We start from the raw sequence: 12,506 nt of genomic DNA on the forward strand, positions 1-12,506 counted from the left end.
CCTGGCGCTTCTCGTTGAAGGCTTATTAAGCAGGCGAGCGTTCTGGGCGGTAATCCCAGTGCCCAAAGAGTGAGCCGTTGTATTAATTAAGTGGGTTTGTATCACTCTTGCATTGATGGCTAATTGATATGTTTGCCCGCAAAGCGGTACTGGCCATTTAGTGGGAAGGGTCGCTTTTAGATAAGCCGATTATTAAATACGACCTGCGCGATACATCACGAGGCGTGATGCATTCGCTGCTGCGGTTTATTCGCGAAGTCTTTCTGCGGGATCTGCAGCGTCACGGTGGCAATCAACGTAGTTTGCTCGCTTTCATCCAGGCTCAATTCGCCCGTGCGCGAATCAATCAGTTCCAGTTGCCAGGCCAATAAAGTCAGGCAGTCATGCAAGGCATTCAGCGCCTGGTCATGCAAATGCAGAGGGCTGACGGCATTGGCGATTAGGTCCTGAATATGTCGCGAGAACTCGCTGATCGCCTGCAAGGCAAGGCCCTCAGCCTTCTCGGCCAGTTTGGCGAGGCTGGCTTTCATGCAGTCGATGGCATCGCTGTCGTTGCGAATCAAGTGCAGGTGGTTCAAGCATTCTTCCGATTTGGCCAAAAGCATTTCAGCTTCCAGCAAGAATTCAGGAAGTGCGGTTTGCCATTCGTTTGCGCTGTTCATCCTGCAAGTCTCCGCAACATTAGCTCGGGTGATGAAGTGCTGCACCGGGTGAATGGCGTAAAACTACCGCTGAAATATGACTGAAATCTGTAGCCCACTTCTGAAATGTTAGTAGGCCTTTTATTTACTAAATAGCAAGCACGGCGTGTGGCCCTGTTTGTCAGGGGCTGTTGCACAACTTCAGTTGCCGTCACGCAAGTGTCTGGAAGACGCGTGGGCCGAGGGCTTGGGATGGCAAACAAAAGCCTGACTCCATTCATGCAATGAGAATGGCGTCACATTAATGGCTATTAGATATCGCGAATATCAGGTTGGGCCTGATTGTTCATAGGGGAATCCCTTACGCAGCGGAACCTCGCGGCGAATCACCTGTCGTGCAGGGTTGCTGGAGTGCCGTGTGTGGAGGCGTTTGCAGTAAAGCATGATGTCAGTGTGACATCAATTCATTTACGTGGCATTTTACAGGGGTCAAGGTTTGGCGTTCGTCGCCGATAACCAGCCTTAACTGCGCAGCACAATCCCACATCAGGAGCTTTTAATGGCCGGCATTCTCGACACGGTAGATCAACGCACGCAACTGGTGGGTGAGAATCGCCTGGAGATCCTCATGTTTCGCCTGGCAGGGCGCCAGCTGTTCGCGATCAACGTGTTCAAAGTGCAGGAAGTGCTGCAACTGCCCAAGCTGACCCTGATGCCCCAGCGCCATCCGTTCGTGTGCGGCGTGGTCAACCTGCGTGGCCAGACCCTGCCGGTGATCGACCTGTCCCAGGCCATCGGTATGCGCCCGCTGGTGCCGGGGCCCAACAGCACGATTATCGTCACCGAGTACAACCGTTCGGTGCAGGCTTTCCTGGTCGGCGGCGTGGACCGCATCGTCAATATGAACTGGGAGGCCATCCTGCCGCCGCCGACCAGCGCCGGTCGCCAGCATTACCTGACGGCTATCAGCAAGGTCGATGACCAGTTGGTGGAAATCATCGACGTGGAAAAAGTCCTCGCCGAGATCGTGCCGTACAACGCGAAGGTCTCCCGTGAAAAACTCGAAGACCCGGTGCTGGAACGTGCCCGTGGCCGCGAAGTGCTGTTGGTGGACGACTCCAACGTGGCCCTCTCTCAACTGCGCGATACCCTCGGCCAACTGGGCGTGAAGATGCACATAGCCAGTGACGGCCTCAAGGCGCTGAACATGCTCAAGGCCTGGGCCGACAGCGGCCAGGTGATGACTGACAAGTTGCTGATGATCTTCACCGACGCCGAAATGCCCGAGATGGACGGCTACCGTCTCACCACCGAAATCCGCAACGACCCGCGCCTGCGTGGCCTTTATGTGGTGCTGCACACTTCGTTGTCGGGCAGCTTCAACGATTCGATGGTGAAGAAGGTCGGCTGCGACAACTTCCTGTCCAAATTCCAGCCCGACAAACTGGTGGATGTGGTGCGCCAGCGTCTGCTGCTGGACGAAGTGCCCGCCTGAGCCTGCTCGCCACAAGTCAGCCCACCCGCAATAGGGAGTTTCAGTGCCCTTTGATTCCGGAACCGCCCTCCTATAGGGTGTTTGCTTTACCCCTCAGGAAAGCAGGCCCATGCTTCGTCTCAGCGCGTTGTACCGTTACCCTTTGAAATCCGGCAAGGCCGAAACCTTGCCGCAGATCGACCTGGATACGCTCGGGCTGGACGGGGATCGACGCTGGATGCTGGTGGACGAAGCCAGTGGGCGTTTCCTCACCCAGCGTGCCGTAGCAAAGATGAGCCAGTTGTCGGCGTTGTGGAACGGCGCCGGTGGCCTGACCTTGAGTAGCGCAGGCTATGCGCCGCTGGACGTGGCATTGCCCGGCAGCGAGGCCGAGCTGCGGGGCGTCACCATCTGGCGCGACACCCTGCGCGTGCCCGATGCCGGTGAGGCGGCCGCCGCCTGGGTCAGCGACTTTATCGGCAAGCCCACGCGCCTGGTGCACGTGCCGGTTGATCGCGCACGCAGCACCGAAGCCGGTTATGGCAAGGATGACGACAAGGTCGGGTTTGCCGACGGTTTTCCTTTGCTGCTGATCGGCCAGGCGTCCCTCGATGACCTGTCGGGGCGCATTGGCCGCCCCATGGAAATGCTGCGTTTTCGCCCGAACCTGGTGATCGAAGGCAGCGAGGCGTTTGCCGAAGACGGCTGGAAACGCCTGCGCATCGGTGATGTGGAGTTCCGTGTGGTCAAGTCGTGCTCCCGTTGCATCCTCACCACCATCGACCCGGCCAGCGGCGAGCGCAGTGCCGACCGTGAACCCCTGGCGACCCTCAAAACCTATCGCGAACAGGATGGCGACGTGTTCTTTGGTCAGAACCTGGTCAACGATGGCACGGGGCGCCTGGAAGTGGGCATGCCGGTGACGATTCTCGAGTAAGGCTTTCAAATAAAGTCAGCACCCATAAAAAATGCCCGTCTCGCAAGAGACGGGCATTTTTTTGACCGGCTGAAAGATCAGCCGCGGTATTCGCACAGGTAAGCGGTTTCCACGGCAACCTTCAGCTGGAACTTGCTGTTGGCCGGCACGTTGAACTGGCTGCCGGCGGCGAAGGTTTCCCAGTCGTTGGCATCCGGCAGTTTCACGGTCAGGGCGCCGGACACCACGTGCATGATTTCACGCTGGGCGGTGCCGAATTCGTATTCACCCGGGGCCATCACGCCGATCGTCGCCGGACCTTCTGCGGTGCCAAAAGCGATCGACTTGACGGTGCCGTCGAAGTACTCGTTGACTTTAAACATGGGTGAATCCTCGGAAAAGGGTCTGGAAAGGTCGGCCAGTATGCCCAAGGGCACGAGGGCTGCCTAGACCGGCAGTATCAGCGGCAGCAAGCGTGCGGTATTGCGCGCATCTTCCAGCGCGCGGTGTTGCTGGCCATGAAACTGCATGCCCGCCAGTTGCAGGGCGCCGTTGAGCCCCAGTGGCTTGTCCAGGCGCCGTGCCTTGGCGAAGCGCTGCTTGAGGTTCACGTGGGGCGTTTGGGCGAGGGCGCTGGTCAGGCCGTGGCGTTGCCACTCCAGTTCAAGCTGCGCGCGGTCGTAATCACCCCAACTGGCCCAGCCTTCCAGGCGCGTCTGGTGCTGACCGAGCCAGCGCTCGAACAGCGGCCAGACCTCGGTGAACGGCGCGGCGCTGTCCATGTTGGCCTGGGTGATGTGGGTCAACTGGCGGCAAAACGGCGTCAGCAACGGGCGACGCTGCGGGCGCACGAAGCGCTGGAAATGGTCCAGCTCGCGGCCCTCGCGGTTCACCAGGCTGGCGCCGATCTCGATGACTTCCATCTCCGTCACGGGCCAGCCGCCTTCATCCGTTGTGGCTTCAAGGTCAATAATCAGCCAATGAGGCATTGCGCAGGTTCCCGTACTCATCCCTTTCTGATGGGGATAGAGCGTAGCCCGGCCTTGTAGTTCCGCCCAGGCCTATTCGATCTCCAGCAAAACCTGGCGGTTGCGCACCTGGTCGCCCGCGGTTACCTGTACGCCCTTGACCACGCCATCGATGCCGGCGGTCAGCGGATGCTCCATTTTCATGGCTTCGAGCACCACCAACAGCTGACCTTTGACCACGTTTTCCCCCGCGCTCACGCGCACCTCCACAATGGCACCGTCCATCGGCGCCTTGACCATACCGCTGCTGAAGCCGGCCTGGCGGCTGGCGGTTTGCTGGGTACGGTTGACCACCCGCAGGCCCGGCAGCCATAGCTGCGTGCCGTCGAGGTGGTAGGCGATGCGTCGGCGAATGCCGTTGAGCACCACGGTGGCGTAGCGGCCGTCGGCAGTGAGCTGCAGGGCATCGACGCTCACGTCGTGAATTTCACCATTGGCCTCCAGGCGGTAGCTCGCAGGCGAAACGGCGTTGTTGCTCCACCCCGCTAAACCCTGCGCATGCCGGCTGGCGCTGTGTCGATAAAACAACGCGGCAGCCAGGGCGAGCTGGTCGGGGGAGGCGGGTTGAAGCGTTATTTCCTTGAAATGCTCGGCGATAAACCCGGTGCTGAAGTCGCCCGCGACAAAATCCGCGTGTGTGAGCAGGTCGGTGAGCAACCGCTGGTTGGTGGTGACACCGAGCAACACCGTGTCTTCCACGGCGCGCAGCAGCTTGCGCCGCGCCTCTTCGCGAGTGGCGCCATGGGCGATGATCTTGCCCAGCATTGGGTCGTAGAACGGGCTGATACGCTGGCCTTCGCAGAGGCCGTGGTCGATCCGCACGCCGGGGGCGGGCTCCCAGTGCAGCACGTCGCCGGTTTGCGGCAGAAACCCCTGCGCCGGGTCTTCGGCGTACAGGCGCACTTCCATCGCGTGGCCGCTCAAGGTCACGTCGGCTTGCTGCAAGGGCAACGGCAGGCCGGTGGCGACGTGCAGTTGCCAGGCCACCAGGTCGAGGCCGGTGATCAGTTCGGTGACCGGGTGCTCGACCTGCAGGCGCGTATTCATTTCCAGAAAGTAGAACGTGCCGTCGCGGTCGAGCAGGAACTCCACGGTGCCTGCGCCGACGTAATTCACGGCCCGGCCCGCCTTGAGCGCGGCTTCACCCATGGCCTGGCGTAGCTCGGGCGTCATGACCGGGCAGGGCGCTTCTTCGATGACTTTCTGATGACGGCGCTGGACCGAGCAGTCGCGTTCACCGAGGTAGAGAAGGTTGCCGTGGCTGTCGCCGAACAGCTGGACTTCCACGTGGCGCGGGTTGATCAGCGCCTGTTCGAGAATCAGCTCGTCGCTGCCAAAGGCGTTTTTTGCTTCGGAGCGGGCGGTATTCAGGTTGTCCAGCAAACTTTCCGGATGATGCACCAGGCGCATGCCACGGCCGCCACCACCGGCGCTGGCCTTGATCATCAGCGGGTAGCCGATGCGGTCGGCTTCCTGTTGCAGGGTTTGGTCGTCTTGCGCGCTGCCCTGATAGCCGGCGATGCAGGGCACGCCGGCGGCGAGCATGGCGAGCTTGGACTGGCGTTTGCTGCCCATCAGCTCGATGGCTTCGACGCTGGGGCCGATGAAGGTGAGTCCGGCTTGCTGGCAGGCGCGGGCGAATTCGGGGTTTTCGGAGAGGAAACCGTAGCCCGGGTGAACGGCATCCGCGCCGGTTAGTTTGGCGGCGTGAAGGATGGCGTCGATGCTGAGGTAGGACTGTTGAACGGGGGCGGGGCCGATGTTGACGGCTTCGTCGGCCATCTGCACATGCAGGGCCTGAGCGTCGGCGTCGCTGTAGACGGCCACGGTGCGGTAGCCCAGGGCCTGGGCGGTGCGCTGGAGGCGGCAAGCGATTTCGCCGCGGTTGGCGATCAGGATTTTGCTGAATGTGGGCATTGGGTCATTCCTGAGTATTCGGTGTGAGTTGGGGCCTCATCGCAGGCAAGCCAGCTCCCACATTTGGATTTGTGAATACTTTCAAAAGTGGGAGCTGGCTTGCCTGCGATAGCGTCATCGGGACCAACCCGGTTTGCGTTTCTGTACAAACGCCTGCGTTCCCTCTATCCCTTCCTCGCCCTTGACCGCCTCGGCAAACCACTGCGCCCCGCGATCCAGTACGGTTTCAAGCGGCTCCTCCACACTTGCCAGCAACAGCGCCTTGGTTCGCGCATTCGCCTGCGGTGCACACTTGAGCACCTGCCCCAACACGTCATCCAACCGCTCGGCCAACGCCTGCGGGTCACGCTCGGTAAAGTGCACCACACCCAGCCGTTCAGCCTCGATCCCATCAAACCGCGCCGCGGTCAGTGCCAGCCGGCGAGCCTGGGTCAGCCCGATGCGCTTGACCACAAACGGCGCAATCTGCGCGGGCAGCAAACCCAGGCCCGTCTCCGGCAAACCGAACTGCGCCTGATGGTCGGCCATCGCGATATCACTCACGCACGCCAGGCCAAAGCCGCCACCCAACACTGCGCCTTGCAGCACCACGATGACCACTTGCGGCACGGCCTCGACCGCCTGCAACAGGGCGCCGAACGCCCGGTTCAACGCCTGCATGCGCTCGCCTGCACTGGCCATGTCTTTCACATCCGCGCCCGCACAAAAGTGCCCGCCCGCGCCACTGATCACCAGTGCGCGCGTGCGGCTGTCCAGGTCTGCCAGCACGGCGCGCAATTCGTCGACCATTTCCTGGCTCATGGCATTGCGGCATTCGGGGCGGTTGAGGGTGATGTGCAGCACCCCGTTATGCGGTTCGAGCAGCAGGGTGTTCATGGTTTTTTCCCGGGCAGGGTGCCCATCAGTTTGCAGATGATGCCCAGCATGATTTCGTCGGCGCCGCCGCCGATCGACACCAGTCGCACGTCGCGATAGGCGCGGGCTACGGGGTTGTCCCACATGTACCCCATGCCGCCCCAGTACTGCAGGCAGCTGTCACTGACTTCACGGCCCAGGCGCCCGGCCTTGAGTTTGGCCATGGAGGCCAGGCGCGTCACGTCCTGGCCCTTGATGTATTGCTCGGTGGCCTGGTAGACCAGCGCACGCAGGCATTCGATTTCGGTGGCGAGTTCGGCCAGGCGGAAGTGGATCACCTGATTGTCGATCAGCGCCTTGCCAAAGGTCTGGCGCTCCTTGCAGTACTCAATCGTGCTGTCGATGCAGTACTCCAGGCCCTTGATCATATTGGCCGCGCCAAACAGGCGTTCTTCCTGGAATTGCAGCATCTGCATCATAAAGCCTGCGCCTTCATGGCCGATGCGGTTGCGTTGCGGCACGCGCACGCCGTCGAAAAACACCTGGGCGGTTTCGGAACTGTGCATGCCGAGCTTTTCCAGCGGCGGACTGACGCTGATGCCCGGCGTGTTCATCGGCACCATGATCAAGGATTTGTTGATGTGCGGCTTGTCATCGGACGTGTTGGCCAGCAGGCAGATAAAATCGGCGCTGGGCGAGTTGGTGATCCACATTTTGCTGCCGTTGATCACGTAATCGTCGCCGTCCTTGCGCGCGTGGGTTTTCAGTCCGGCCACGTCGGAGCCGGCGCCGGTTTCCGACACGCCGATGCAGCCCACCTGCTCGCCGCTGATGGCCGGGCGCAGGAATTCTTCGCGCAGTTCATCGGAGCCGAAGCGGGCGAGGGCGGGGGTGCACATGTCAGTCTGCACGCCGATGGACATGGGGATGCCGCCGCAGCGAATGGTGCCGAACTCTTCAGCCGCGACGATGGAGTAGCTGTAGTCCAGGCCCATGCCGCCGAATTTCTCCGGCTTGGAGATGCCCAACAGGCCGAGGTCGCCGGCCTTGCGGAAGATTGCGTGGATGGGAAAACGCCCGGCTTTTTCCCACTCGTCCACGTGCGGGTTGATTTCGCGGTCGACGAAGGAGCGCACGGTGCGGCGCAGTTCCTGGTGTTCCTGGGTGAAGATCATTTTTATTGTTCTCCCTGTTGGGACGCGGAGCGCCCCTGGCTGCATGCCCACGCGGAGCGTGGGAACGGTCAACGCGCCACGCCGAAGCTGTTGGGTTGTAATTGCCGCAGTTCGGCTTCGTGGCAGATGTCCAGCAAAAAGCCGAGCAAGGTCCGGGTGTCCCGTGGGTCGATCAGCCCGTCATCCCACAGGTTCGCGCTGCCGTAAAGCGCTGTGGATTGGCTGTCGAGTTTCTGCGCGGTGACCTGTTCGAGCATGTCCAGCACCTTGGGGTCGGGTACCAAACCGTCTTTCAACTGCTTGGCCTCGGTGACGATGCGCAGCACTTTGCCGGCCTGCGCGCCGCCCATCACCGCCGTGCGGCTATTGGGCCAGGCAAAGATAAAGCGCGGGTCCAGCCCACGACCGCACATTGCGTAGTTGCCGGCGCCGTAGGAGCCACCGACCACCACCGTGAGTTTGGGCACCCGCGCATTGGCCACCGCCTGGATCATCCTGGCGCCGTGCTTGATCACGCCTTGTTGTTCCGATTCAGTGCCGACCATAAAACCGGTGGTGTTGTGCAAAAACAGCAGCGGCGTGCGGCTCTGGTCACACAGCTGGATAAATTGCGCGGCCTTGCTCGCCCCTTTGGGCGTGATCGGGCCGTTGTTGCCGATCACGCCGATGGCGCGGCCCTGAATGTGCAGGTGGCCGCAGACAGTGTGGGCGTCGAATTCGCTTTTGAATTCAAGGAAACGGGAACCGTCGGCCAGCCGCGCGAGGATTTCACGCACGTCGTAAGGCTTTTTCGGATCGTCGGGGATCAGGCCCAGCAGGTCGTCGATGGGGTACAGTGGCTCGGCGTACGTGCGCTTTTGCGCCAGCGGCAGACGATCATCCCAAGGCAATAACGCCACGATCTCGCGCACAATGCGCACGCCATCGGCATCGTTTTCCGCCAGGTATTCAGCGGTACCGGCGGTTTGCGCATGCATTTCGGCGCCGCCCAATGCCTCATCCGTCGCCACCTCGCCGGTCGCCGCTTTCAGCAACGGCGGCCCGGCCAGGAACAGCTTGGCCTTGCCGCGCACCACCACCACGTAATCCGACAGCCCCGGCTGGTAGGCACCGCCCGCCGTGGCCGAACCATGCACCACGGTGATTTGCGGCAAGCCCATGGCCGACATGCGCGCCTGGTTGGCGAAGCTGCGCGCGCCTTCGACGAAAATCTCGGCGGCGTAATTGAGGTTGGCGCCGCCGCTCTCGGCGAGTGTCACCACCGGCAGTTTGTTCTCCAGTGCGATCTGTTGCAGGCGCAGGGACTTCTTCAAACCGGAGGGCGAAATCGTCCCGCCCTTGATCGCGCTGTTATTGGCCACCACCAGCATGCGCACGCCGCTGACGTAGCCGATGCCGGCGATCAAGCCGCCACCGGCGGCGCTGCCGTCCTTGTCGTCGTGGAGTTTGTAGCCGGCCAGGCTGGCCAGCTCCAAAAATGGCGCGCCGGGGTCCAGCAGCCGGTTGAGGCGCTCGCGGGGCAGCAATTGGCCGCGTTTGTCGAATTTGGGCTTGGCTTCCTGAGCCTTGTTCAGCAGGTTCTGCTCCAGCTGGCGCAGGTGCGCGATGGCCGCCAGCATGGCGTCGCGGTTCTGCGCGAACTGCGGGCTGTGGGCGTCGATCAGGGTTTCAATCATCGGCATGGTTTATTGCTCCGCCTTGAGTACGTCGGGCAGATACGCACGGTGGAAGCCGTTAAAGGGGTCGCTGGGCGGCTGTGCCTTGTGCAGTGGCCAGGCGCGGTTGCCGAGGGTGGCGGCGCCGTCGATGCGCAAGGTGCTGCCGCTGACGAATGCGGCAGCGGGGCTCAATAGAAACACGATGGCCGCGCTGACTTCCGATTCGGTACCGATGCGCTTGAGCGGCACGTGTTCGCGCAGGGTCGGGATCACCGCCTTGAACGCGCCTTCATAGGTGTCCATGCCGCTGGAAGCGATCCAGCCCGGCGCCACGGCGTTGACGCGCACACCGGCGTAACCCCATTCAAACGCGGCGGTCTTGGTGAAATTGTCCATGCCTGCACGCGCCGCGCCCGAATGGCCCATGCCGGGCATGCCGCCCCACATGTCGGCGAGCATGTTGACGATAGCGCCACCGTGTTTGCTCATGGATTGGTTGAACACTTCCCGCGCCATCAAAAAACCGCCGACCAGGTTGGTGCGCAACACGGTTTCGAAGCCCTTCTGGGTGATCGACGCCAAGGGTGACGGGTACTGGCCGCCGGCATTGTTGACCAGCCCATGGATCGGTCCGTGTGCCTGAATGATCTGCGTGACCAGCGCCTTCACAGCGTCCTCTTCGCGGATGTCGCAGGCCTGCCAATGGGCGCTGCCGCCATCTTCAGCAATTTCCGCCGCCACCTTCTGCAGTTTTTCCGGCTTGCGCCCCACCAGAATAACCCTGGCGCCGAGGGCCGCCAGTTCATGGGCGGTGCAACGGCCAATGCCGCTGCCGCCACCGGTGACAATCACGGTTTGCCCCTGGAACAAGTCGGCTTTGAAGATCGAGTCGAAGGCCACGGCAACGCTCCTTTATTTGAATTGATCAGCGATGTGTTGCGGCACGGCGATGGGGATTTCCAGCAGTTGCTGGGCGAAGGCCTTGCCCTGCGGGTCGATGCGCAGGCTGGCGATGCCACCACCGCCGAGGGCGTTTTCCAGCAGGAAATTCAGGCTGTGGCTGCCGGGCAGGTACCAGCGCTCGACGCGGCCGAGCTGTGGGTCGAGCACGTGGCCCATCCAGTCGACGATGACTTCAGGCGTCAGCGCCTCGGCAATCCACGGCAGGTAGTCCGGTTGGCGGGCGATCACGCCGATATTGCTGTGGTTGCCTTTGTCGCCGGAGCGCGCCACGGCGAGCTTCACCAACGGCACGCTGGCATCGGCGCGGCCCTCGGGTTTGGGCGGATCAATCGGAGCGCCGGCTGTGGCGAGTGCTGCGGCCACGGGCAATTCGCACCGGTGGTGCTCGCCCTGAAGGTCGATCACCAGGTCGCAGGCGGATTTATCGATCAGGAACGAAAACAAACGAATCAGCGGATACACCGTGGGCCGTCCGCCAACAATGCCGGTCAGCCCCGGCGCCATGCCGGTGGCGGCCTGGGCGATCTCGCGGGCAAACAGCACCAGCGCGGGTTTGCTCGGGTGACGCACCGCCAGTTTCACCACCACTTCGCGGCAATCCTGGCGTCGGGCGTGGGCGCCGTAGGTGGCTTCGCTGCCAAGCAGTTCGATGTTCACTTCGGTGTAGGGTGCCCAGCCGCGCTGGCTGAACAGCTCCGAGGTTTTGTGGAGGATGGCCTGGCTGACGCGTTCGGCTTTTTCAACGGCATCCATCCCGGCAATGAGGCAACTGGCGGTGCAACGGAAACCGTCCGGGCAGGTCGCGCTGACCTTGTACTGGTCGGTGGGCGGTGAGCCCTTGGCACCGTGCAGGCGCACGCAGTTTTTACCCTGTTGCTGCAATTTGACCTGGCTGAAATCGCAGATCACATCCGGCAGCAGGTAGGCGCGTGGGTCGCCGATTTCATACAGCAGTTGCTCGGCGACACTGAGCTCGCTGATCAGCCCGCCGGTGCCTTCGACCTTGTTGACGGTGAACTGCCCGTCGGCGCTGACGTCGACGATGGGGAAACCGATGTGCTCGTAGTCCGGCACGTCGCGCCAGTCGGTGAAGTTGCCGCCGGTGCACTGCGCGCCGCATTCGATGATGTGCCCGGCCAATGCGGCCTGGGCGAGGCGATCATAGTCCTGCCACGACCAGTTGAATTCATGCACCAGCGCGGCGCTGACCACGGCGCTGTCGACTACCCGGCCGGTGATGACGATATCGGCACCCAGTTCAAGCGCTTTGGCAATGCCCGGCGCGCCGAGGTAGGCGTTGGCGGACACGCAAACCGGCGGCAAAGGTGCGCCGCTGAACATGTCGCGGATGCCGTGCAGGTGTTTGAGTTGGGGTTGCAGGTCATCGCCGAGCAACACGGCGATTTTCAGCGCAACCCCGGCCTTGTCGCAGGCCGCTTGCAGCGCAGCGGCGCAGGCCTGGGGGTGGATGCCCCCGGCGTTGCTGATCACGCGGATGCCCTGGCGGTGGATATCGGCGAGCAGGGGTGTCAGGACCTCAACGAAGTCCGTGGCATAACCGGCTTCGGGGTCTTTCATTCGTGCGCCGGCAAGGATCGACATCGTGACTTCGGCCAAATAGTCGAACACCAGGTAATCCAGCGCGCCGCCGTGCACCAACTGGGCAGCGGCAGTGCAGGTGTCGCCCCAGAAGGCGCTGGCGCAGCCGATACGAACCGTCTTGCTCATGAGAAATCCTTCCCCCGAATGGCTGGTGTCGAGACTACCAAGCAAGCGCTTGGTTTGTAAACGTGCGAAACAAGTTTTACCCAAGCGCTTGCTTGGTTGGCGGCCACGGCCTAAATTGCCGCCCAAGATGTCAGCAGAAGTGAAGGAGAGT

Annotated in this window: 11 protein-coding genes; 2 read left to right on the plus strand and 9 right to left on the minus strand. The window is 62.1% G+C overall.

Features of this window, described 5'->3' with window-relative positions; translation table 11 throughout:
- Positions 1-215: 215 nt before the first annotated feature.
- A complete protein-coding gene (locus ATI14_RS16665) occupies positions 216-662 on the minus strand; it encodes a hypothetical protein (protein WP_016973389.1) in 447 nt (148 codons plus the stop codon).
- Between the two features lie 538 nt (positions 663-1,200).
- Here ATI14_RS16665 and ATI14_RS16670 point away from each other — a divergent pair.
- Complete coding sequence (locus ATI14_RS16670; protein ID WP_016973390.1) at positions 1,201-2,136, plus strand: chemotaxis protein CheV; 936 nt, start codon at positions 1,201-1,203, stop codon at positions 2,134-2,136.
- A gap of 109 nt (positions 2,137-2,245) precedes the next feature.
- On the plus strand, positions 2,246-3,052 hold the full coding sequence (locus tag ATI14_RS16675) for an MOSC domain-containing protein (protein WP_016973391.1): 807 nt from the start codon (positions 2,246-2,248) through the stop codon (positions 3,050-3,052).
- Between the two features lie 77 nt (positions 3,053-3,129).
- On the opposite strand, the gene ppnP is transcribed toward ATI14_RS16675, so the two are convergent.
- From ppnP to ATI14_RS16715, 8 genes are all read right to left on the minus strand, one after another.
- Complete coding sequence (gene ppnP, locus ATI14_RS16680; RefSeq protein WP_016973392.1) at positions 3,130-3,414, minus strand: pyrimidine/purine nucleoside phosphorylase; 285 nt, start codon at positions 3,412-3,414, stop codon at positions 3,130-3,132.
- A 63-nt stretch (positions 3,415-3,477) separates the two neighbouring features.
- Complete coding sequence (locus ATI14_RS16685) at positions 3,478-4,020, minus strand: 3'-5' exonuclease (protein WP_016973393.1); 543 nt, start codon at positions 4,018-4,020, stop codon at positions 3,478-3,480.
- A 72-nt stretch (positions 4,021-4,092) separates the two neighbouring features.
- Positions 4,093-5,976 (minus strand): acetyl/propionyl/methylcrotonyl-CoA carboxylase subunit alpha, encoded by a 1,884-nt coding sequence (locus tag ATI14_RS16690; protein ID WP_016973394.1) that lies wholly within the window; start codon positions 5,974-5,976, stop codon positions 4,093-4,095.
- 114 nt (positions 5,977-6,090) lie between these two features.
- Positions 6,091-6,852, minus strand: a complete 762-nt coding sequence (locus ATI14_RS16695; RefSeq protein ID WP_016973395.1) for an enoyl-CoA hydratase/isomerase family protein — start codon at positions 6,850-6,852, stop codon at positions 6,091-6,093.
- Positions 6,849-8,006: a citronellyl-CoA dehydrogenase gene (gene atuD / locus ATI14_RS16700; RefSeq protein ID WP_016973396.1), complete on the minus strand. Its 1,158-nt coding sequence runs from the start codon at positions 8,004-8,006 to the stop codon at positions 6,849-6,851. The genes ATI14_RS16695 and atuD overlap by 4 nt, the downstream gene beginning before the upstream one ends.
- A 68-nt stretch (positions 8,007-8,074) precedes the next feature.
- The gene (locus tag ATI14_RS16705) at positions 8,075-9,688 is read right to left on the minus strand and encodes an acyl-CoA carboxylase subunit beta (protein WP_016973397.1); all 1,614 of its coding nucleotides are present in this window, start codon (positions 9,686-9,688) and stop codon (positions 8,075-8,077) included.
- A 3-nt stretch (positions 9,689-9,691) separates the two neighbouring features.
- Positions 9,692-10,564, minus strand: a complete 873-nt coding sequence (locus ATI14_RS16710; protein WP_016973398.1) for an SDR family oxidoreductase — start codon at positions 10,562-10,564, stop codon at positions 9,692-9,694.
- A 12-nt stretch (positions 10,565-10,576) separates the two neighbouring features.
- On the minus strand, positions 10,577-12,355 hold the full coding sequence (locus ATI14_RS16715) for an acyclic terpene utilization AtuA family protein (protein ID WP_016973399.1): 1,779 nt from the start codon (positions 12,353-12,355) through the stop codon (positions 10,577-10,579).
- Between the last annotated feature and the right edge of the window lie 151 nt (positions 12,356-12,506).

The sequence above is a fragment of the Pseudomonas tolaasii NCPPB 2192 genome (genome assembly GCF_002813445.1).
Classification (GTDB): domain Bacteria; phylum Pseudomonadota; class Gammaproteobacteria; order Pseudomonadales; family Pseudomonadaceae; genus Aquipseudomonas; species Aquipseudomonas tolaasii.

What these genes read in the sequence shown, in the direction of transcription:
- ATI14_RS16665 (WP_016973389.1), bottom strand. Translation starts at nt 662, where the DNA reads ATGAACAGCGCAAACGAATGGCAAACCGCACTTCCTGAATTCTTGCTG.
- ATI14_RS16670 (WP_016973390.1), top strand. Translation starts at nt 1,201, where the DNA reads ATGGCCGGCATTCTCGACACGGTAGATCAACGCACGCAACTGGTGGGT.
- ATI14_RS16675 (WP_016973391.1), top strand. Translation starts at nt 2,246, where the DNA reads ATGCTTCGTCTCAGCGCGTTGTACCGTTACCCTTTGAAATCCGGCAAG.
- ppnP (WP_016973392.1), bottom strand. Translation starts at nt 3,414, where the DNA reads ATGTTTAAAGTCAACGAGTACTTCGACGGCACCGTCAAGTCGATCGCT.
- ATI14_RS16685 (WP_016973393.1), bottom strand. Translation starts at nt 4,020, where the DNA reads ATGCCTCATTGGCTGATTATTGACCTTGAAGCCACAACGGATGAAGGC.
- ATI14_RS16690 (WP_016973394.1), bottom strand. Translation starts at nt 5,976, where the DNA reads ATGCCCACATTCAGCAAAATCCTGATCGCCAACCGCGGCGAAATCGCT.
- ATI14_RS16695 (WP_016973395.1), bottom strand. Translation starts at nt 6,852, where the DNA reads ATGAACACCCTGCTGCTCGAACCGCATAACGGGGTGCTGCACATCACC.
- atuD (WP_016973396.1), bottom strand. Translation starts at nt 8,006, where the DNA reads ATGATCTTCACCCAGGAACACCAGGAACTGCGCCGCACCGTGCGCTCC.
- ATI14_RS16705 (WP_016973397.1), bottom strand. Translation starts at nt 9,688, where the DNA reads ATGCCGATGATTGAAACCCTGATCGACGCCCACAGCCCGCAGTTCGCG.
- ATI14_RS16715 (WP_016973399.1), bottom strand. Translation starts at nt 12,355, where the DNA reads ATGAGCAAGACGGTTCGTATCGGCTGCGCCAGCGCCTTCTGGGGCGAC.